This is a genomic window from Micromonospora sp. NPDC023888 (assembly GCF_040639415.1).
Taxonomy (GTDB): domain Bacteria; phylum Actinomycetota; class Actinomycetes; order Mycobacteriales; family Micromonosporaceae; genus Micromonospora.
Window position 1 is genome coordinate 11657 of record NZ_JBEZZW010000013.1, and the last position, 19673, is coordinate 31329.

Sequence of the window (19673 nt, forward strand, 5' to 3'; positions counted from 1 at the left end):
GGAGCATGTTTCCGCAGGTCAAAGACCTAAGCCCAAGAATTCCCCAATGGTTATCCACAGGCTGTGCACACCCTGCGCACATCATGTCCACCGGCATCCACAGGTTGTCCCGAGGCTCGTCCACCGGCCTTGTTGAGTCTCTGACCTCGGGGTCCGTATGGTTGGCCCTCGACCGCCGGCACGATGGCCCCCGATCGACCGGCCTGGTCGAAGGTGGAGTGTCGTACCCCAGCGGTAGAGCTGGAATCAGATCCGGCGCAGTGGAGGGGGGACCCGTGTCGGTCACCGACGACATGCGGGCGGAGTCACGGTCCGGTGGCGGCCAGCCACCCGCGCCACGAGACGGCCATTTCGACAAGACCCCACCCCAGGACGTCGCCGCCGAGCAGTGCGTCCTCGGCGGCATGCTGCTCTCCAAGGACGCCATCGCCGACGTCGTCGAGATCCTCAAGACCAACGACTTCTACCGGCCGGTGCACGCCACCATCTTCGACATCATCCTCGACATCTACGGCCGGGGTGAGCCAGCCGACTCGATCACGGTCGCGGCGGCGCTCGCCGATTCCGGCGACCTGGTACGCATCGGCGGCGCGCCCTACCTGCACACCCTCATCGCCAGCGTGCCGACCGCAGCGAACGCGGCCTACTACGCGCGCATCGTCAGCGAACGCGCGGTGCTGCGCCGGTTGGTCGAGGCCGGCACCAAGATCGTGCAACTGGGCTACGGCACCGCCAGCGGTGGCAGCCGCGATGTCGACGACGTCGTGGACCTCGCCCAGCAGGCCGTCTACGACGTCACCGAACGGCGGGTCAGCGAGGACTTCGCGATCCTGGCCGACATGTTGCAGCCGACGCTCGACGAGATCGAGGCGGTGGGCGCGACCGGCGGCATGATGACCGGCGTGCCGACCGGCTTCAGCGACCTGGACCGGCTGCTCAACGGCCTGCACGCCGGGCAGTTGATCATCGTTGCGGGCAGGCCCGGTTTGGGAAAGGCGCTCGCGCTCGACACCCCATTGCCGACGCCGGACGGCTGGACCACCATGGGCGAGGTCAAGGCGGGCGATCAGCTTCTGGCGGCCGACGGCAGCCCCACCACGGTCACACACGCCTTCGACGTGATGCACGGCCGCCCCTGCTACGAAGTTGAGTTCTCCGACGGCACCGTGATCGTGGCGGACGCGGATCATCTGTGGAAGACAACCACCCGGGCGAGCCGGCGGCAGAGCCCTGCGCGGCAGAAGCGGCACTGGCCCGATTCGTCGCTGGCCAACGTACGTGCGGCCCACAAGACGCTCGGCACCATGCGAAACCAACCAATCACCCTCTTCGACACGATCGAGCAGGTAGGGCCGGAGTTCCGGCATGTCCTGCACACGGTGGCCCGTGAGGTCGGGTCAATCGGCCGGATCAGCCGCCCCATCGTCAGCAACGGCAGGACGCGGAACTGGACGGCGCCCGGCTACCCGGCCGGTCCGCTGCTGACCGCGCTTCTCGAACGCGCCGAGCGGGAGATCAACGCCGGCAGCCGGGCCGACCACGATGGTGTCGTCACCACTGCTGAAATCGCGGCCACGCTGCGTACCGATACCGCCCAGCGGCGGCTCAACCATGCCGTACAGAACTGCGCGCCCATTCAACTTCCGGACCGGGAGCTGCTGATCCCGCCCTACACGTTGGGAATGTGGCTCGGTGACGGGCATAGCGATGCCAGCCGCTTCACCACTGCTGATCCGGAGATGATCACCCACGTCGAGGCGGACGGCTTCGTCGTGCGGCCCAGCGGGCCGATGGTTTACACCATCCTGCTGCAGCCCACGTCCGCTGCTGCGGGGAACGGCGTCTGCGTGGACTGTGGCGTTTCCACCAGGGCATTGCGGGAGAACCCAGCGACCAGGAGGTGTGCCGGCTGCCGTCACCGGAACGGCTCCTTCCTCGGGTTGTTGCGTCAGATCGGTGTAGCTGCCAACAAACACATCCCGGTTTCCTACCTGCGGGCCTCCGAGGCTCAGCGCAGAGCGTTGCTCGCGGGGCTGATGGACACCGATGGGACTGTGGCCCCCACCGGTAACCTGCAATACACGTCGACCTCCAAGCGGCTGGCTGACGACGTCCGCGAGCTCATCGTCAGCCTCGGCTACCGCTGTACGGTCAACGCGAAGCGGGTACGTGGCCGAACCCCTGAGTCGTCCATCGCGTACACGTTGAACTTCTCCACACCGGATGTCATCTTCCGTCTGACACGGAAGCAGGATGCGCACGCCGAGCGCCGTCGCACGACTTCCGACGTACGAACGACCTCGCGGTTCATCGTCGACGTCCGGCCGGTCCCCAGCGTTCCGGTGCGGTGCGTGACCGTTGACAACGACGACCACCTGTACCTGGCCAGCCGGGCGATGATCCCTACCCACAACAGCACGGCCAGCATGGACTTTGCCCGAAATGCTGCTATTCGCGCCAACCAGGCTGCCGCGATCTTCTCGCTGGAAATGAGCAAGGTCGAGATCGTCATGCGACTGCTCTCGGCCGAAGCGCGGGTGCCGCTGCACGTGCTGCGCAGTGGGCAACTCTCCGACGACGACTGGACCAAGCTGGCCCGGTGCATGGGTGAGATCAGCGAGGCCCCCCTCTTCGTCGACGACACGCCAAGCATGAACCTGATGGAGATCCGGGCCAAGGCCCGGCGGTTGAAGCAGCGGCACGACCTCAAGATGATCGTCGTCGACTATCTCCAGCTGATGACCTCACCCAAGCGCACCGAGAGCCGTCAGCAGGAGGTCGCCGACCTGTCCCGTGGCCTGAAGCTGCTGGCCAAGGAGGTCGAATGCCCGGTGATCGCGGTCAGCCAGCTGAACCGTGGCCCCGAGCAACGCACCGACAAGCGACCCCAGTTGTCCGATCTGCGTGAATCAGGATCAATTGAGCAGGATGCCGACGTTGTCATCCTTCTGCATCGCGACGACTACTACGACAAGGAGTCGCCGCGGGCGGGCGAGGCGGATTTTATTGTTGCCAAGCATCGGAATGGCCCCACCGACACGGTGACAGTCGCGGCCCAGTTGCACCTGTCCCGCTTCGTCGACATGGCCATCGGCTGAGCGGCGCGGCACCCGCCATCGATTATCCGAGAAGCGGAAACCAACCCGCCGACTCGCCCAGCTCCAACCGGTCCCGATCGGTGAGCGGAACGCGCCCGGTGGCCTTCAGCAGGAAGTCGTGGTCGTCCCAGGCGGTGGGGCGCACTGTGTCGTCGCTGAGCAGGCCGTCCATGGTCGCCACCGCGACGCGTACCGCCAGCGGGCCGGGCGGCGGCGCGTCGGGCAGGTCCACGGCCAGGTCCAGGTGGTGGACGACAGCCTCGGTGGTCAGGGTGGCGAGGAAATCCGGTACGCGCAGCACGTGCCCCTGCGTGGTCACGTACCCCTCGGGGTTGGCTGACGCGGCGGCGCGGACCGCAGCCGGGGCGGTGTCCCGCCAGAGCCGAACGATCCCGGTCGGACTGTCGAACGCGGTGGCCGATCGGCGGACCCACCAGGCGTGCCGGGTGCTCGCGTCGTCGCCGGCCGGAAAGTCGCGCCAGTAGCTGACGTCGTCGACGTCGGCCGGCCCGTCGACGGGGCTGGCCAGTGCGACAAGCGCACGCTGGGCGTCGCCGAGCACGTGGAGAAGCAGGTCCGCGACAAGCCAGCCCCGGCAGCGGGTGGCTCGTTGCAGGTCGGCGTCGTCGAGGTCGCCGACCACCGCGGTGATCCCGTCGTACGCCTGGGCCAGTGCCTCGTCCGGTCGGATCGCGGTCATGCGATGCAGCCTCGCACGGACCACCGTGCCCGCCAACCGACTGCCGGATGGGCGGTGTGCCCGGGTCGACGCACGATCGACCCGGGCCGGTTGTCAGTCTCGGCTCAGCCGAACATCTCGTCGAGGAAGCCCTTGCGCTTCTTCTGCCGGTAGTGCCCGTGGTAGCCGTGGTGCTGCTGCTGCTGCTGCTGCTGGTGGCCGTACGCCGGCGCCGGCGGGTAGCCGGGCGGGGGCGGCGGCGGGACGGCACCGTAACCGGGCTGGTGTGGCGGAGGCGGCGGAGGCGGATAGCCGGCCGGCTGATGAGTGGGTTGCGGCGGCGCGCCACCGGTCTGTTGGCGGCTCCAGTTGGCCTCCGCCTCGAACAGCTTCTCCAACTCGCCGCGGTCCAGGAAGATGCCGCGGCACTCCCCGCACTGGTCGATCACGACGCCGCTGCGCTCGTACTGGCGCATTTCCCCGTGACACTTGGGGCAGGTGAGACTACTCATCGCCCGACGGTACCTGGTCGACCTAAGCGGTTGCTGTGAGCGCTTCGGTGACCTCTTCGTCGGACACCTCGTGGAAGTCGTCGTAGTAGACGCTCACCGCGCCGAAGTCAGGTGGGCGTTGGGCGCAGATGACCTGGTCCGCCTCCGCGGCGAGCAGTTCGTACGCCTCCTGTGCGCCGACCGGGACGGCGACCACGACCCGGTGTGCCCCGAGTTGGCGGACGACCTCCACGGCGGCGCGGGCCGTCGCACCGGTGGCCAGGCCGTCGTCGATGATCAGCGCGGTCCGCCCGGTGAGGTCCAACTGTGCGCGGCCACCGCGGTAGAGCCGTTCCCGCCGGACTAGTTCGGCCTGCTCCCGTTGGCTGGCCTCGGCGATGTCGTCGCTGCTGAGTCGGCTGGCCATCACGTCGTTGAGCACCTGGACACCGCCCGGCCCGAGCGCGCCGAAGGCGACCTCCCGGGCCCACGGCATGCCGAGCTTGCGGACGACCAGCACGTCAAGTGGTGCGCCGAGTCGTTCGGCGACGACCCGGGCGACCGGTACGCCGCCACGGACGAGGCCGAGGACGACCACGTCCGGGTCGCCGACGAGCGCGGTGAGCCGCTCGGAGAGCACCCGGCCGGCGTCGGCCCGGTCGCGGTACGTCGTCATGCCTTCAGGTCTACGCCCTGGCGGGCCGTTCCGCCCAGCAGTTACGCCGATGTGGTCCGAGCGGACAGGTCGGGAAGCGGGGTGCTCGGCGTGTCGACCGGGCGGTGCAGGGCGGGTGCCCAGGTGAGCAGGGCCATCGGGTAGAGCAGGTAGCCGAAGCGGGTCGACGGCATCAGGGCGATGGCGGCGAGTAGCCCGTACCCGCAGATCAGCGCCGTGGCGACGGCTGTGCGGGGCGGGCGGCGGGCGAGCCGGACGGCGATGGCCACGCCGGCGGCGACAAGCAGCGCGGCGGCGACGAGCCGGCCGGCGGGGAGCGCGGTGGCGATCAGGTGGCCGGGGAAGGGGGACTGCGCGGGGCTGGTGACCAGGCCGTGGCCGAGGGGGAAGCGCAGCACGTTCTCGGTGAGCGCGTCGCGGTCGACGAGTATCGCGGGGATCAGGGCGGCGACGGGCAGGCCGATCGCGCCGGCGGCGACCCGGGTGCCGGCGCGTCGGGTCAGGCCCCAGACGATCAGGACCAGCGCCACCGGCCAGGCGAAGAGCTTCAGCGCGCCGGCCAGCCCGACCGCGAGGCCGGCCCGGCCCGGCCGGTCGGCGGCGGCGAGGGCGAGGGCCAGCAGGCAGAGCGCGAGTACGGGGAGGTCGTCGCCGCCGGTGGCGAGGGTGAGGGCGCAGATGGGCAGTACGGTGGCGGCCTGCACGCCGCGCAGCAGCGCCGAGTCCCGCCGGTGGGCCGCCGGGGCGGGGAGCGCGGTGGTGCGTAGGGCGGTCACGGCCAGGGTGAGCGCCAGCGCGGTGCCGACCGCGAACCAGACCCGGGAGTCGGTCCACCAGTTGTCGGCCAGGGCCCTGGGCAGGCCGAACATCGCCATGCCGGGTTGGTATGGCGTGTAGCCGAGCAGTTGCTCGCCGGGGGGCAGGGCAGCGATCGTGTCGGGTCCGAGGTACGGGGTGCCGTGCTCCAGGAGGCGGGTGCCGGCGTGCTCCACGACAAGCACCTCTTCCTGTGCCCGGTCGGTGCGTCCGTTGGCCCGTTCGATGCTCTGCCAGAGCAGGGGGAGCAGTGCGGTGCCCGCCCAGGTGAGACCGGTGATCGTCCAGCGGGCTCCCAGACCGACCAGTCGTGCGGTCGGGTGGTGCCGGCGCAGCAGGAGTTGGGTGAGCACCGCCAGCGTCGCCACCAGGTAGCCGACGGCGGCGATCGCGCCCCAGGCCCGGTGCGGCAGCAGGGTCGACGTGACAGCGGTGATCGCGGCGAAGATGGTCGAGACGGCGTAGAGGCTGAGGTCGACGGCGAGTCCGCCGGCGGCGGTGTCGAGCGTCCGCCAGTGCCAGCGGCGGCGGGCGGTCGGGGCGTCGGCGATCACGCGCGCCAGTCTGGCAGACCGGGCGGCACCTGCACCGGACCGTGTGGCGCGGTCGGCAGGTGCCCGGTCAAGCGGGCAGGTGCGGGAGGCGGGCGCGGCCGGTCTGGCGGCGGTTCTGGCTCAACCGGATCACCGCGCCGGCGTCGTGCAGTGGTGCGACGAGGGCGCCGGGGCGTCCGCCGGAGCCGCGCTGCATCGCCGCGAGCAGGGTGCCGGCGGGCACCGGCCGCGAGAACAGGTGGCCCTGGCCGGCGACGCAGCCCAACTCCCAGAGGGCCCGTCGTTGCGGCTCGCTCTCCACGCCCTCGGCCACCACCGCCAGGTCGAGACTGCGACCCAGGTCGAGGGTGGAGCGGATGACAGCGGCGGCCTCCGCTGAGCTTTCCATGGTCGTCACGAAGCTTCGGTCGATCTTCAACTCGTGCACGGGGATGCGGGAGAGGAGGGAGAGCGAGGAGTAGCCGGTGCCGAAGTCGTCCAACGCCAACCGGACACCCTCGTCGCGCAGCCGGCTGAGCACCCGGTCGACAACGTCGAGTTGGCTGAGCGTGAGCGTCTCGGTCAACTCCAGGACCAGCCGGTCGGCGGGGAGGTCGTGGGCGCGCAGGCGGGCCAGCACGGAGCCGGGGAACCGCGCGTCGAGCAGGCTGCGTGGGGACACGTTTACCGCGACCGGTACGTCGAAGCCGGCGTCGCGCCAGGTGCCGGCCGCGATCAGTGCCTGGTCGAGGATCGCTTCGGCGAAGGCCGGCAGCAGGCCGGACCGCTCCACCGCCTCCAGGAAGCGCAGCGGGTCGATCATGCCGTGGGTGGGGTGACGCCAGCGGGCCAACGCTTCCGCGCTGGTGACCTCGCCGGTGCCCAGGTCGACGATCGGTTGGAAGTTGACGATGAACTCGTGGTCGGCGACGGCCCGGGGCAGGTCGCCGCCGAGGGTGAGACGGCCCAGGTCGGCGGTGTCGCGGGTGGCGGCGTAGGTGGAGATCTTCTGCCCGGCCCGCTTCGCCTGGTACATGGCCACGTCGGCGCGGCGCAACAGCTCGGCCATGCCACCGCTGGACGGGGCGACGGAGATGCCGCCGCTGGCTTCGACGCTGATCCGCATGCCGTCCAGCTCGAACGGCTCGTGCAGGGTGGCGAGCAGCGTCTCGGCCCGGTGTGCGGCCACCGCCGGGGCGGGCAGCCCGCGGAGGAGCACGGCGAACTCGTCGCCGCCGAGGCGGGCCACCAGGTCGCTCGCCTGCGCGGCGCGCCGTAACCGGTCGGCGACCTGCACCAGCACCTGGTCGCCGGCGGCGTGACCGAGGGTGTCGTTGACCTCCTTGAAGTGGTTGAGGTCGATAAGCACCAGTGCGGTCACCCCGTCCGCGTGTCGGGCGCTCAACTGCTCGGTGCCCTCGTCGAGGAGGTGCCGGCGGTTGGCCAGCCCGGTCAGCGCGTCGTGGGCGGCGGCGTACGCGTGTTCGTTGGCGACCCGGGCCAGTTCGGCGTACGCCTGGGCATTGCGTACGGCCGTGCAGAGCGCGGAGGCGAAGGTGCGCAGGGTGTACTGCTCCCGTTCGGAGAGCTGCACCGGGCCGCGGAAGCGCAGTCGTAGCACGCCGACGTCGACGGTGCGGTCGTGCCCTTCGAGCGGGGTGGGGACGATTGTGCCGTCCACGTCTGTGGGTTTGCCGATGGGGCCGTCGAAGGTGATGCCGCCGGTGCCGCCGCGCACGGCGCGGCCGCCGTCGCGCAGCTCGATCTCGACCTCGTCGGCGGAGAACAGCTCGGCGGCCTGGGTGACGGCGGTGGTGAGGACGGCGTCGAGGTCGACGACGTTCAGCGCGTCGGTGGTGCGAGCGAGGCGCTGCCACGCCTGTTGTTCGGTCCTGGAGCGGATCCTCGTGGAGTAGGCCAGGTGCAGGCTGAGCACGAGTGGCGGAACGGCCACCAGCAGTCGTGGGTCGGCTTGCAGGAGGAGCAGGGTACAGATGGTGACGAGGAACCGCAGCGCCACACCGACGCCCCGTAGGTCCCAGTTCATGCGGAACTGCTGACGAACGCTGCTGCCGGAGGCTATCGCGATGACCGGGATCGCGATGATCTCGTCGAGCACTGTGGCAGCCAGGTAGGCGAGGGCTATCGGGCCGACCAGGTCGGCGAAGTCGATGAGCTTCGACGGTGCCCAGTCGAGCGTGACGAGGGTCAGCCCGGCGCCGGCGGCTACGAGGGCGTTCTTTCCGGCACTGAACGCCATCTTGATCGCCGGCAGACGCAGGACCGCGAAGGCCACCGCCACCCCTACCGCCGTGCAGAGCACGACCCAGGGCGCTGGGGCGACCGCCACTCCGACGACGATCGCTGTCTCATTCCAGGTGATCGAGTGTGTGGTCGATCGGATTCTCACCCTTGCCTTGACCATCGTGGCAACGGCGATCATGGAGATGAGTGCGACGACTGTGGCGGCCTCGGTCACGGTTGTGGGGGGATGGGCGAGCGCCGCCATCAGCGACAGCGCACAGACCACCGAAGCCGCGACGACGATGACACCGATGAGCAGAGTCAGTCGCCGATGGTTGTCTTGGTCTTTCTGCGCTTGGGAAGGCATGCCGCTCCCGAGGGTGCCGGGTCCGCTCCTGGCACCGTAGCGCACGGCAAGGGGCCAGCGGCAGGCCCGCGTGTTGTCACATCCACTCGTTGCCGCGCATGACTACCTCCCCGAGGCTCAGGCATTAGTGGCCACTCGTGGATAAGCCATTAATGCACCGACTTGCTGACGGGGATAGCGTAATAGAGATATAGCCCGTTAGAGGTCGTCATATGTCTCTATGCGCAACATTAGCCAACTGGGAGGTAGTTTGTGACTTTCTGTCCGCACTCCTGAGCGCACCGTTGAGGTGTGCCGCCTCTCTCCGCGCCTCTTCCCTCGCTGCCGCGGGTTGAATCCGACGGGTTATGTCTGCGTATCCTCTCAAGTCTGGCGGCTGTCGACCCGGCACATCATCTGGAGTTCGGCCAGAGGTAAGAACCGGTTGGGCGAGCTGTCGGTCTGGAATGCCGGCAGGCGCAATCAATGGTCGACCGCCCGGAAGAGCGTACGCATCCCGCAGCTCGCGGTCGGATAAGAACGCGGCAACCTGCGGTACGCATAGTGCGCCCGGACCGGCCAGGCCGCCGGCCAGCGTGGATCGTGCCGTCGGCGGCCACTCGCGCCCCGCTGACCGGCTCGTCACACCACGTGTCCGTGGGTTCCCGGCGTGATCGTCTGAATACCCGGCAGCGCTGGAGGGCGGGCCGGATATGCGACCTCCGGGCGGTCACGCGGTGCAAGTGCCTGCTGGCAAACTGCACCCTGGTACGCCCAAACAACAGGCTGTCTTTCCAATGCTCGCTGTCCATCCTGGTCCACTGGTGACGCCGAAGGACCTGGTAGACGACTCGTGGCCCGATGCTCCCGCGCTCCGCGATCGCGAATGTGCGTACCCACAGCGCCAATCCACGTCTCATGTTCGAGACTTTCGGGATCGATCGCTGTCTCATCGTGAAGCGGCAAAGCGGGTGCCGGCTCACCTGAGTCCGGGCTTATCGACGTGTTCCGTTCCGAGATTTCTTATCGCCGGACCGGCACCTTCCCGGCCCGAACGGCGAACGGGGGTTGCGCCTCTCGACCGGTTCCGGCCGCCGATGCACGCTGCTCCTTCGCCAGCGGCGTCGTACCGCACCGATAGGCTCACGGCCGTGACCGAACCCGCGCAGCTCAGCCACGTCGACCGCGCTGGCGCCGCCCGCATGGTCGACGTCTCCGACAAGGCGGTGACGGGCCGACTGGCCGTCGCGGCCGGCCGTTTGCGGACCACACCCGAGGTCGTCGACCTGCTGCACCGCGACGGGCTGCCCAAGGGCGACGCGTTGGCGGTTGGTCGACTGGCCGGGATCATGGGCGCCAAGCGCACCCCCGACCTGATTCCGCTCTGCCACCCGATCGCCCTGCACGGCGTCACCGTCGACCTGCGGTTGACAGTCGACACCGTGGAGATCACGGCCACCGCCCGCACGGCGGACCGTACGGGCGTGGAGATGGAGGCCCTCACCGCGGTCGCCGTCGCCGGTCTCGCTCTGATCGACATGGTCAAGGCGGTCGACCCGGCGGCGTCGGTGGAGGCGGTCCGGGTGCTGCGCAAGGAGGGCGGCAAGACCGGCGAGTGGGTCCGGCCGGAGGACCGGCCGTGATCCGGGCCCGAGTGATCGTCGCGTCCAACCGAGCCGCGGCCGGCGTCTACGCCGACACCAGCGGTCCGCTGCTCGTGGCCGGCCTGCGCGAGTTGGGGTGCCAGGTCGACGAGCCGGTGGTGGTGCCCGATGGCGAGCCGGTCGGCGTCGCCCTGCGGGCCGCCCGCGCCGACGGCGTCGACGTGGTGCTGACCAGCGGTGGCACCGGGGTGACCCCGACCGATCGCACCCCGGACGTCACCCGGGGCCTGCTGGATTACGAGATCCCCGGCATCGCCGAGGCGATCCGTGCGCACAGCCGCGACCGGGTGCCGACCTCGGTGCTGTCCCGCGGTCTGGCCGGGGTCGCCGGCCGGATGCTCGTGGTCAACCTGCCCGGCTCGACCGGTGGCGCCCGGGACGGGTTGGCGGTGCTCGGGCCGATCCTCGGGCACACCGTCGACCAGTTGCGCGGCGGCGACCACTGAGTCCGCGGCGGAGACCGCCGACGGAGTCCACGCCAGGCTCGGGCGGGTGTCGGTCCGTGCCGATAGGCTCGGCCGGTGAGCACGGAAACCGCACCCACCGCGGATCGGGTCGCCGCACCTCCGCCAGCCGGCTGGGAGGAGGCGCGGTCGCGGGTCTACGCGGTCGGTCTGGCCGCCGCGCTGCCCGCCCTCGCCCGACCACTCGCCGACACCGACGGGTCGACCCTGGCCGAGCCGTTGACCACCCGCACCGACCTGCCCGCCTTCCCCACCTCCAGCGTGGATGGTTGGGCGGTGCGCGGCGGTAGCCCGTGGCGCGTCGTCGGCCGGGCGTTGGCCGGCAGCACCCCCGCGCCCCTCACCGAGGACGGCACGACCGTCGAGATCGCGACCGGGGCCATGGTGCCCGAGGGTGCCACCGCCGTGCTGCGCGTGGAGGAGTCCACGGTTGTCGACGACCTGGTCAGCGGCGTTCCCCGGGAGGCGCCGGAGTGGCGCGAGCCCGGCGAGGAGGCGTACGCCGATGAGGAGCTGTTGCCGGTCGGCACGCCTGTCGATCCGGCGGTGATCGGCCTGGCCGCCTCCTGCGGGCACGACACGCTGCGGGTCCGGCGGGCGCCGCGCGCCGCGCTGCTGGTCTTCGGCGACGAGTTGCTGACCGCCGGCCCGCCTGCGGCCGGTCGGGTCCGCGACGCGCTGGGTCCCGCCGTGCCGGCGTGGTTGCGGCGCTACGGCTGCCAGGTCCGCCCGTCGGACGTGATCGGCCCGGTGGCCGACACCCTGCCCGCGCACGTGGCGGCCCTGCGTTCGGCGTTGGCCACCGCCGATCTGGTCTGCACCACCGGTGGCACGATGAACGGCCCGGTCGACCACCTGCACCCGGCTCTGGCAGCGCTCGGCGCCGACTACGTGGTCAACACGGTGGCGGTTCGCCCGGGTTTCCCGATGCTGCTGGCCCGGGTGGCCGGCCACGACGGGCGGGTCCGGTTCGTGGCAGGGCTGCCGGGCAACCCGCAGTCCGCCATCGTCGCGCTGGTGTCACTTGTCGCGCCGCTGCTCGCCGGCCTGCAGGGCCGCTCGATGCCGGTGTTGCCGCACGCCACGCTTGCGGAGGCGGTGCCCGGTCGCGGTGACCACACCCACCTGGCCCTGGTCCGACTGGACCGGGCCGCCGGGACCGCGTCCCCGGTGCGCCACGTCGGCTCGGCGATGCTGCGCGGCCTGGCCGGCGCGGACGGGTTCGCCGTCATCCGGCCCGGCACCAGGGGTGAGCCGGGTGACCGGGTGCCGATCGTGCCGTTGCCACTGCTTCCCGGGGAGCGTTCGTCATGACCGCGCCGACGATCACCTTCGGTGAGATCACCGACCAGCCGCTCGACCTCGCCAGGCACGAGGCGGCGGTCGCCGACCGCCGGGCCGGCGCCGTGGTCTCCTTCCAGGGCGTGGTCCGCGACCACGACCACGGCCGGCAGGTCACCAGCCTGGAATACGAGGGGCACCCGAGTGCCGCGCAGGTGCTGCGCGAGGTGGCCGCCGAGATCGCCGCGGAGCCCGACGTCTACGCGGTGGCGGTCTCACACCGGGTCGGCCCGCTGGCGATCGGTGACGTGGCGCTCGTCGCCGCGGTGAGCACCGCGCACCGGGCGGCGGCCTTCGCGGCCTGCGCCCGGCTCGTCGACGAGGCCAAGGCGCGCCTGCCGATCTGGAAGCGGCAGGTCTTCACCGATGGCACCGAGGAATGGGTCAACTGCCCCTGACCGCTCAGCGGCGGCCGTTGACCGCGACGGTCCGCGCGAGCCGGTCGCCGTAGAACGCCGGCTCGGCACCCGGACGCCAGGGCAGTGCGGCGACCAGCACGATGAGGGCGAGCGCGAGCGAGTTTTCCATCAGGGCTCCGAAGAGACCGTCCTGATAGTGCGACATCTCCGGTAGCTGGTGCTCGTACGGCCAGATCGGGGAGACCAGGAAGAGCAGGTAGAGCCCGATCGCGGCGCCACCGTGCCGGAGCCCGGTCAGCGTCGGATACCAGATCGGCGGCCGGAGCCCGTTGACCCCGGGCAACCCGCCGAACACGGTCCCCTGGCCGGCGCGCGGTGGCAACGTCCGGCTCGCCTCCCGGCGGCGTACGGCCGCGTCGGCCAGCACGATGATCGCCGGGATCACCCAGACCAGGTGGTGCGTCCAGGAGATCGGGCTGATCACGTTCGCGGTGAGGCCGACAAGCGTGAACGCGGTCAACTCGTCCCCGTCGGCGCGGGAGCTGGCCGCCCGGGACAGGCCCAGCGCCAGGATCAGCACCGAGAAGGCGAGCCAGAGCAGCCCGGGGGTCTCGATCGAGTCGTACAGGCGGGCGAGCAGACCGGCGAGTGACTGGTTCGGCGTCATGTCCGCCGCGCCGACCCGCTCGGTCTGCCAGAGCACGCTGCCGAAGTACGTCCGCGACTCGTCACCGACGATCCCGAAGGTCGCCACCGTCACGCCGATCGCGGTGCCGATCGCGGTGGCCGCCACCCGCCACTGGCGGGTGATCAGCAGGTAGGCGATGAAGAGTGCCGGGGTGAGCTTGACCGCGGTGGCCAGGCCGATGCCGGCGCCGGCCCACGCTCCGCCGTAGAGGAAGCGCAGCAGCGGGCCGTCCGTCGCGGCGTAGTGGGTGCCCCGGCGGGAGCGCCAGCGAAGACCGATCAGGTCAGCCATGATCAACGCGAACAGCAGGATGTTGACCTGGCCGTAGCCGAGCGTCTCCCGACCCGGCTCGATGGCGACCGCGAGCGGCACCGCCACGGCCACGGTGAACCACAGTGGCCACCCCAGCCGGTCCACGATGGGGCGGAGCAGCCCGGCCAGCACCAGCGCCAGCGCGGCGATGCTGGCGGCGGCGTTGACCAGGCCGGCGGCGTCGATCGGAAGCTGCGCCATCGGCAGCATGACCAGCCCGGCGAACGGCGGGTAGGTGAAACCGAGGGTGGTCCCGGGCGCGATGAACTCGTAGAGCTCATGACCGCTCGCCCACCACACCACGGCACCGTGGTAGATCTTCATGTCGAAGAAGTTGTACGGCCGCCCGAAAGCGCCGATGGCGAGCCATGCGGCGTAGGCGACGGCGGCCACGATGGCGCCCCGTACGACGTTCTTGCGATCGATCCGACGCGTCACGCGTTGGATTGGGGCGAGGCGGTCCGCCCGACTACCGACAGCCGTCGGCATGGCGTGGCCACCCCCATACCAAGGTCGTCCTACCCGTCCAGGTCCTGCACGGAGCCTAGAACGGCGCCTCACGTCAGTGCCTCCCGCGTTATGCGACCGTGTCCGATCCCACACATGTTTTTGACATTTCCACCGCGTTAACGCCTACCGGGTGGTTCAGGTAATTCGCGGCCTTAGCGGGGGGTGGGGGTGGCGCGGAGAGGCATCGACGCAGTTCAGCCGGGCAGTCGACGTGCCGTGGACGCGGATCGGACGGCGATCCGGGCTTCTCGGCGGGCGGTACGGACGGCGCGCTGCACGGAACGTCGAGAGTGGCCGATGCGATGACCGGTCCGCCAGCGCAGACCCGGCTTGCCACCGGTGTCGGCCGCGGCCAGCAGCAGACCGCCGAGGAGACCGAGGTTCTTCAGGGCGTGAATCTGATTGTTGTTCTTGGCGATCGGGTCGTCGTTGTTCCAGAAGGGATGCCCGGCGATGGTCACCGGCACCAGCGTGCCGGCGAGGACCAGCGCGGCGGGTCGACTGAGGCGACCGGTAGCCAGCATCAACCCGGCGCTTACCTGCACCGCCGCGTTGAGTCGGATCAACGTCTCGGTCTCGGTGGGGAAGTTCGGGTGCGCCTTCTTCAACAGCGGCGCGACCCTGTCGGTGACCGGTGCGGCGGCCTGCGCCAGCCGAGCCGGGTTGCGGAAGTTGCGATACCCGCTGACCACGAAGATGCCGCTCAACATGGCGCGGGCGAGGGAGCGTACGGGCGTCATGGATCAGTCATACCCCCTCGCGGCGTTTGCTACCCCGCCAACGGTCGGATCAGATCGGTGTTCATACACCTGCGCCACGCCGATTCGAGCGACAGTCACGGATGGACCGGCCGTGGCGGGTAACGTCGCGCGGGTGACCACGCTGCGGCTACGCCCCGAGGACCCGGCCGACGCCGGTCCGCTGCGCCGCGTGCTGGCCACCGCCTTCGCCCGCCCCGACGTGGCGACGCCGCCGGAGGTGGGCCTGGTCGACGAGTTGCGCGGCACCGCCGCCTGGCTGCCGCGGCTCGCGATGGTCGCCGAGTACGGCGGCGAGGTGGTCGGGTACGCGCTGCTCACCCGGGTGCGGGTGCGCCCGGAGCGGGGCTCGGACGTGCCCGCGCTGGCGCTCGGTCCGGTGGCGGTCGCGCCGCACCGACAGCGCGTCGGGCACGGCACGGCGGTCGTGCAGGCAGCCCTGGACGCGTCCACCGAGCTGGGTGAGCGGCTGGTCGTGGTCCTCGGCGACCCGGCGTTCTATCGCCGGTTCGGCTTCAGCCCCGCGACGGAGCTGGGCCTGACCAGTCCGTGGGCTGGTCTCGGTGAGCCCTGGCAGGCGTTGGTGCTGCCGCCGTCCACCAGCGAGGAAGGCCCCCCGCCCCGCGGCGAGGTGCTCTTTCCGGCGCCTTGGTCGAAGGTCTGACCACGGTCGGTGGTCAGGCCGGCTGGGTGCGCAGGTACCTGCCGAAGTGCGGCACCGTGAAGGCGACGGTGCCCCGCTCACCGGAGTAGATGAGCCCCTTCTTGATCAGCGCGTCCCGGGCCGGGGAGAGGCTTGCGGGCTTGCGGCCGAGGGCCCGGGCGATCTCGGCGGTGGGCACCGCGGCGTCCATGTCGTCGCGGATCACCGCCCCGGACTCGTCCTCGACCGCTGACATCATCGCCATCGCCCGCATGTACTCGCGTTCGGCGGGGGTGGCCCGCTCGAAACGGGAGCCGAAGAAGCCCACCGCCAGCTCGGCTTCCGCCTCGGGTGCGGCGACCCGCACGTCCGCGGCGGTGATCGGCGAGCGCGGCGCGTGGTCCCAGGTCGCCTTGCCGTACGCCTGGACGAAGTAGGGATAGCCGCCGGACTTCTCGTAGAGCAGGTCGAGTGCCTTCTGCTCGTACTCGACGTCCTCGCGCTCCGCCGGTGCGCAGAGCGCCTGGTCGGCGGCGATCCGGTCGAGCCGGTCGATGCGCTGGTAGCGGAACAGCCGTTCGGAGTACGACTTGGCCGCGCTGAGCACCGCTGGCAGGTGCGGGAGGCCGGCGCCGACGACGATCAGCGGCGCGCCGAGTTGCGACAGCTCGTGGCAGGCCGCGCAGAGCGCCGACACGTCCTCCGGGCCGAGATCCTGCATCTCGTCGATGAAGATGGCGATGCCGGTGCCGACGTCACTGGCCACCGCGGCGGCGTCACTGAGCAACTCGACCAGGTCGATCTCGATGTCGCCGGAGTCGGCCCGGCCGCTGGCGGCTGGCACGTCGATGCCGGGTTGCCACCTGTCGCGCAGCTTCGGGGCGGTGCCGGCCCGGCCGGTCGGGGTGGACCGTTGGGCGAACGCCTTGAGAACGCCGAGGAACGCGTCGATCCGGTCGGGTGCGCGGTGTCGGGGCGCCAGCTCGCGGACCGCCATGTGCAGCGCGGCGGCGACCGGGCGGCGCAACGACTGATCCGGTCGTGCCTCGATCTTGCCGCTGCCCCAGAGGTGGTTGATCGCCTGCGACCGGAGGGTGTTGAGCAGGACCGTCTTGCCGACCCCACGTAGCCCGGTGAGCATCAGGCTGCGTTCGGGTCGTCCCCGTGCGATGCGTTCGAGCACGATGTCGAAGACGTCCAGCTCCCGCCCCCGCCCGGCGAGTTCGGGCGGACGCTGGCCGGCGCCCGGCGCGTACGGGTTGCGGACCGGATCCACGCATCGCAGAGTATCGGGCCGTCTAGCTGCGAGGCTAGACATGGATAGATGGGGCTATCGGCGTGTCGAGGCCGTCGACAAAAAACTAGGGCTGTCTAGCGTCCACGCTAGACAGCCCTAGTTATGGCAATCGGGTTACTGCTTCTTCAGGCACAGGACGTAGTCGAACAGGTCGACCGCGTTGTCGTGCACATAGTTCGCTGTCGCCTGGGGTGCCAGCGCCTCACACTGGTCCCCGTCGGTGGTCGCCGGGATCCGCAGCAACACCTGATAGGTGTTCGGGCCGCACGGCACCTTGCGCAACTCCGCCTCCTGCTCGGTGCCCTCGTTCACCAGGCAGTCGCCCGTGGCGAACTCGTCATCGGGGGCCGGCGCGGCCGACCTCGGTAGGTCGCGGGGCGCGACCGGCGCGCTCGTCGACGGCGTGCGCTGGTCGTTGCCGGCGTCGGCGACCCGCCAGACCGCCCAACCGGCCAGGCCGAGGCACGGGCAGAGCACGAGCAGCACCACGAGCGCGACGATGAGGGCGACGTTGCGGCCGGTCCTGTTCACCGGCGCGACGGGTGGCATCCCGTAACCGCCGGGCGGCGGCTGACCCCACGGTGCGGGCGGCTGACCCGGCATCGGCCCAGCCGGTGGGAACGGACCCGGTGGCGGGTGGCCCGGGCCGGGAGAGGGCGGCTGACCCCACGTCGGTGCGGGTGGTGGCGGCGGGCCCCACTGCTGCCTGGCCGGATCCTCGACGGGCGGCGGGGCGCTCCACTGGGGCAGGGTCGGGTCGACCGCTGGCGGGCCGTCGGTGGGCGGGCGCTGGTACGGGTCGTCCGGCTGCTCGGAGCCCGCTGGTCCGTAGGTCGTCATGTCATCCCCGGGGTGGGTGGTCTCAGCGTTGTTTCAGGCAGAGGACGAAGTCGAGAGTGTCCAGCTCACTGTCGAAGAAGTACCAGTTGGTGTAACCCTGGACCTTTTCGCACTTGGCCTCGGCGTCGCGCTCGCCGCTTGTCGCGCCGTCGATCCGGCTCAACACCTCGTACGACTTCGCGACGCACTCGCTGATCAGCAGCTTGGGCTTGCCGCCCGCCGCGGCCTCGTTGCGGACGCACTGACCAACCTTCGCGAACCGGGGATCGGCCGACGATTCCGGCGCCGGGGCGCTCGGTACGGGCTGGGCCCCGTCGGCGTCCGCACTGGGCTCCACAGCGGCGGTCGAGTTGGCCGGTGCGGCCACCGGAGCCGGATCGTCTGGGCCGCGACGGAGCCAGAACGCCCCACCGACGGCCACCAGCAGCAGTACGACGGCCAGCACCGCGATCAGCGGCCCCCGACCACGCCGGCCCGGTGCCGGTGTGGGGTCCGGGCCGTACGGGTTCTCGTCGGGCCGGTACGGCTGCCCGTCGTACGCAGGATTCGTCCCGGCCGGCTGGTACGCGCCACCGTACGGCCCGGGTCGTCCCTGACCCGGCTGCGGATACGACTGGCCCGGCGGCGGGTACGACGGGTCCGTCGGCGGATACGACTGACCTGGCGGCGGATACGACTGGCCCGGCGCTGGGTACGACGGGCCCGCCGGCGGGTAGGGCTCGGGCGCTGGCGGGTAGGGCTGCTGCACCGACCGGCCGGGCGTCTCGTCCGGTCGCTGCCCGCGCCACGGGCCCGGGTTGCCGCCTCCGGGTGGTCCGTAGTTGGTCATGCCGCCCTCCTGCACAAGTGGTGAGTCCGGCCACCGGTACGCGACGCCGACTCCGACGCCACCGTAGCGTGGTCCACTGATGACCTCACCTCCACCGAGCGCGGCAGCCGTCGTCGACCGCCGCGCAAACATCTCGCCGACCCTGATCTGGACCGCGTTGATCGTGGTCTACCTGCTCTGGGGGTCCACCTACCTGGCTATTCGGATCGCCGTGGAGACGCTGCCCGCGCTGCTGTCGGCCGCACTGCGGTTCGCCGTCGCCGGTCTGGTCCTGGCGGTGGTGCTGCGGCTGCGCCGAGGCCCCGGCGCGCTGCGGGTGGGCCTGCGGCAACTCGGCTCGGCGGCGCTGGTCGGGGTGCTCCTGCTCGCCGGCGGCAACGGACTGGTGGTACTCGCCGAATCCGGGCCGCCCGGAGTGGCGGTGCCGTCCGGGATCGCCGCACTGCTGGTGGCGACCGTGCCACTGCTCGTGGTGCTGTTGCGCACCGGCACCGGGGACCGGCCGCCGGTCTGGACGTTCGCCGGGGTCACCCTGGGCTTCGTCGGCTTGATCCTGCTGGTGCTGCCCGCGGGCAGCGCGGACGCGGTGCCGCTGCTCGGGGCACTGGTCGTGGTCGTGGGGTCCATCGCCTGGTCGGTCGGGTCGTTCCTGTCCGGCCGGATCCGGATGCCCGCCGACCCGTTCGTGGCCACGGTGTACGAGATGATGGCCGGCGCGCTGGTGCTGGCCGTCGTCGCCGCCGGTCGGGGCGAGCTGAACGATTTTCACCCGGCGGAGGTCAGCACCCGATCCTGGCTGGCGCTGGGCTACCTCATGGTGGCCGGCTCACTTGTCGCCTTCACCGCGTACGTCTGGCTGCTGCACAACGCGCCCATCTCGCTGGTGTCGACGTACGCCTACGTCAACCCGGCGGTCGCGGTCGCGCTCGGCGCACTGCTGGTAGCCGAGCCGATCACCGCACAGGTGCTGCTCGGTGGTGCGGTGATCGTTGCCGGCGTTGCTCTGGTGGTGAGCACCGAACGGCCGCGCCGGGCGGGCGCGGCAGCACGATCCGGGGCGGCGCCGGTGCGCGGCCGGCGGTAAC

16 protein-coding genes and 1 pseudogene are annotated in these 19673 nt (G+C 70.9%); 7 read left to right on the forward strand and 10 right to left on the reverse strand.

Annotated elements, in window-relative coordinates:
• The first annotated feature begins 260 nt into the window (after nt 1-260).
• The gene (gene dnaB / locus AB0F61_RS14085) at nt 261-3098 is read left to right on the forward strand and encodes a replicative DNA helicase (protein WP_357808968.1); all 2838 of its coding nucleotides are present in this window, start codon (nt 261-263) and stop codon (nt 3096-3098) included.
• A 22-nt stretch (nt 3099-3120) separates the two neighbouring features.
• On the opposite strand, the gene AB0F61_RS14090 is transcribed toward dnaB, so the two are convergent.
• The 5 genes from AB0F61_RS14090 to AB0F61_RS14110 form a co-directional block, all read right to left on the reverse strand.
• The gene (locus tag AB0F61_RS14090) at nt 3121-3798 is read right to left on the reverse strand and encodes a maleylpyruvate isomerase N-terminal domain-containing protein (protein ID WP_357808614.1); all 678 of its coding nucleotides are present in this window, start codon (nt 3796-3798) and stop codon (nt 3121-3123) included.
• Nucleotides 3799-3902: 104 nt separating this feature from the next.
• A complete protein-coding gene (locus tag AB0F61_RS14095; RefSeq protein WP_357808617.1) occupies nt 3903-4289 on the reverse strand; it encodes a zf-TFIIB domain-containing protein in 387 nt (128 codons plus the stop codon).
• A 22-nt stretch (nt 4290-4311) separates the two neighbouring features.
• Complete coding sequence (locus AB0F61_RS14100) at nt 4312-4944, reverse strand: phosphoribosyltransferase (RefSeq protein ID WP_357808619.1); 633 nt, start codon at nt 4942-4944, stop codon at nt 4312-4314.
• A 41-nt stretch (nt 4945-4985) separates the two neighbouring features.
• On the reverse strand, nt 4986-6314 hold the full coding sequence (locus AB0F61_RS14105; protein WP_357808622.1) for a glycosyltransferase family 87 protein: 1329 nt from the start codon (nt 6312-6314) through the stop codon (nt 4986-4988).
• Nucleotides 6315-6381: 67 nt separating this feature from the next.
• Nucleotides 6382-8904: a bifunctional diguanylate cyclase/phosphodiesterase gene (locus AB0F61_RS14110; RefSeq protein ID WP_357808624.1), complete on the reverse strand. Its 2523-nt coding sequence runs from the start codon at nt 8902-8904 to the stop codon at nt 6382-6384.
• A gap of 1130 nt (nt 8905-10034) precedes the next feature.
• Here AB0F61_RS14110 and moaC point away from each other — a divergent pair.
• The 4 genes from moaC to AB0F61_RS14130 all read left to right on the forward strand — a co-directional run bounded on the left by moaC (nt 10035) and on the right by AB0F61_RS14130 (nt 12750).
• Nucleotides 10035-10526 (forward strand): cyclic pyranopterin monophosphate synthase MoaC, encoded by a 492-nt coding sequence (moaC, locus tag AB0F61_RS14115; protein ID WP_357808627.1) that lies wholly within the window; start codon nt 10035-10037, stop codon nt 10524-10526.
• Nucleotides 10523-10993 (forward strand): MogA/MoaB family molybdenum cofactor biosynthesis protein, encoded by a 471-nt coding sequence (locus tag AB0F61_RS14120; RefSeq protein WP_357808629.1) that lies wholly within the window; start codon nt 10523-10525, stop codon nt 10991-10993. Before moaC ends, AB0F61_RS14120 begins: the two co-directional genes overlap by 4 nt.
• Before the next feature lie 75 nt (nt 10994-11068).
• Complete coding sequence (locus tag AB0F61_RS14125; RefSeq protein ID WP_357808631.1) at nt 11069-12325, forward strand: molybdopterin molybdotransferase MoeA; 1257 nt, start codon at nt 11069-11071, stop codon at nt 12323-12325.
• Nucleotides 12322-12750, forward strand: coding sequence for a molybdenum cofactor biosynthesis protein MoaE (locus AB0F61_RS14130; protein ID WP_357808634.1), 429 nt, complete (start codon nt 12322-12324; stop codon nt 12748-12750). The genes AB0F61_RS14125 and AB0F61_RS14130 overlap by 4 nt, the downstream gene beginning before the upstream one ends.
• 4 nt (nt 12751-12754) lie before the next feature.
• Here AB0F61_RS14130 and AB0F61_RS14135 read toward each other — a convergent pair whose 3' ends face one another.
• Together AB0F61_RS14135 and AB0F61_RS14140 are read right to left on the reverse strand one after the other, a co-directional pair.
• The gene (locus AB0F61_RS14135; RefSeq protein ID WP_357808637.1) at nt 12755-14200 is read right to left on the reverse strand and encodes a glycosyltransferase 87 family protein; all 1446 of its coding nucleotides are present in this window, start codon (nt 14198-14200) and stop codon (nt 12755-12757) included.
• A gap of 215 nt (nt 14201-14415) precedes the next feature.
• Nucleotides 14416-14961 carry a DoxX family protein gene (locus tag AB0F61_RS14140; RefSeq protein WP_357808640.1) on the reverse strand — a complete coding sequence of 182 codons (546 nt, stop codon included), beginning with the start codon at nt 14959-14961 and terminating at the stop codon, nt 14416-14418.
• 133 nt (nt 14962-15094) lie between these two features.
• Here AB0F61_RS14140 and AB0F61_RS14145 point away from each other — a divergent pair, with 133 nt between their 5' ends.
• The gene (locus AB0F61_RS14145; protein WP_357808643.1) at nt 15095-15643 is read left to right on the forward strand and encodes an N-acetyltransferase; all 549 of its coding nucleotides are present in this window, start codon (nt 15095-15097) and stop codon (nt 15641-15643) included.
• A gap of 13 nt (nt 15644-15656) precedes the next feature.
• Here AB0F61_RS14145 and AB0F61_RS14150 read toward each other — a convergent pair whose 3' ends face one another.
• The 3 genes and pseudogenes from AB0F61_RS14150 to AB0F61_RS14160 all read right to left on the reverse strand — a co-directional run.
• Complete coding sequence (locus tag AB0F61_RS14150) at nt 15657-16898, reverse strand: ATP-binding protein (protein WP_357808646.1); 1242 nt, start codon at nt 16896-16898, stop codon at nt 15657-15659.
• Between the two features lie 135 nt (nt 16899-17033).
• The gene (locus AB0F61_RS14155; RefSeq protein ID WP_357808970.1) at nt 17034-17468 is read right to left on the reverse strand and encodes a hypothetical protein; all 435 of its coding nucleotides are present in this window, start codon (nt 17466-17468) and stop codon (nt 17034-17036) included.
• Between the two features lie 313 nt (nt 17469-17781).
• A pseudogene (locus AB0F61_RS14160) lies at nt 17782-18243 on the reverse strand (hypothetical protein); the annotation flags it as partial.
• Nucleotides 18244-18667: 424 nt separating this feature from the next.
• On the opposite strand from AB0F61_RS14160, the gene AB0F61_RS14165 reads away from it, so the two are divergent.
• Nucleotides 18668-19672, forward strand: coding sequence for an EamA family transporter (locus AB0F61_RS14165; protein ID WP_357808649.1), 1005 nt, complete (start codon nt 18668-18670; stop codon nt 19670-19672).
• Nucleotide 19673 lies beyond the last annotated feature (1 nt).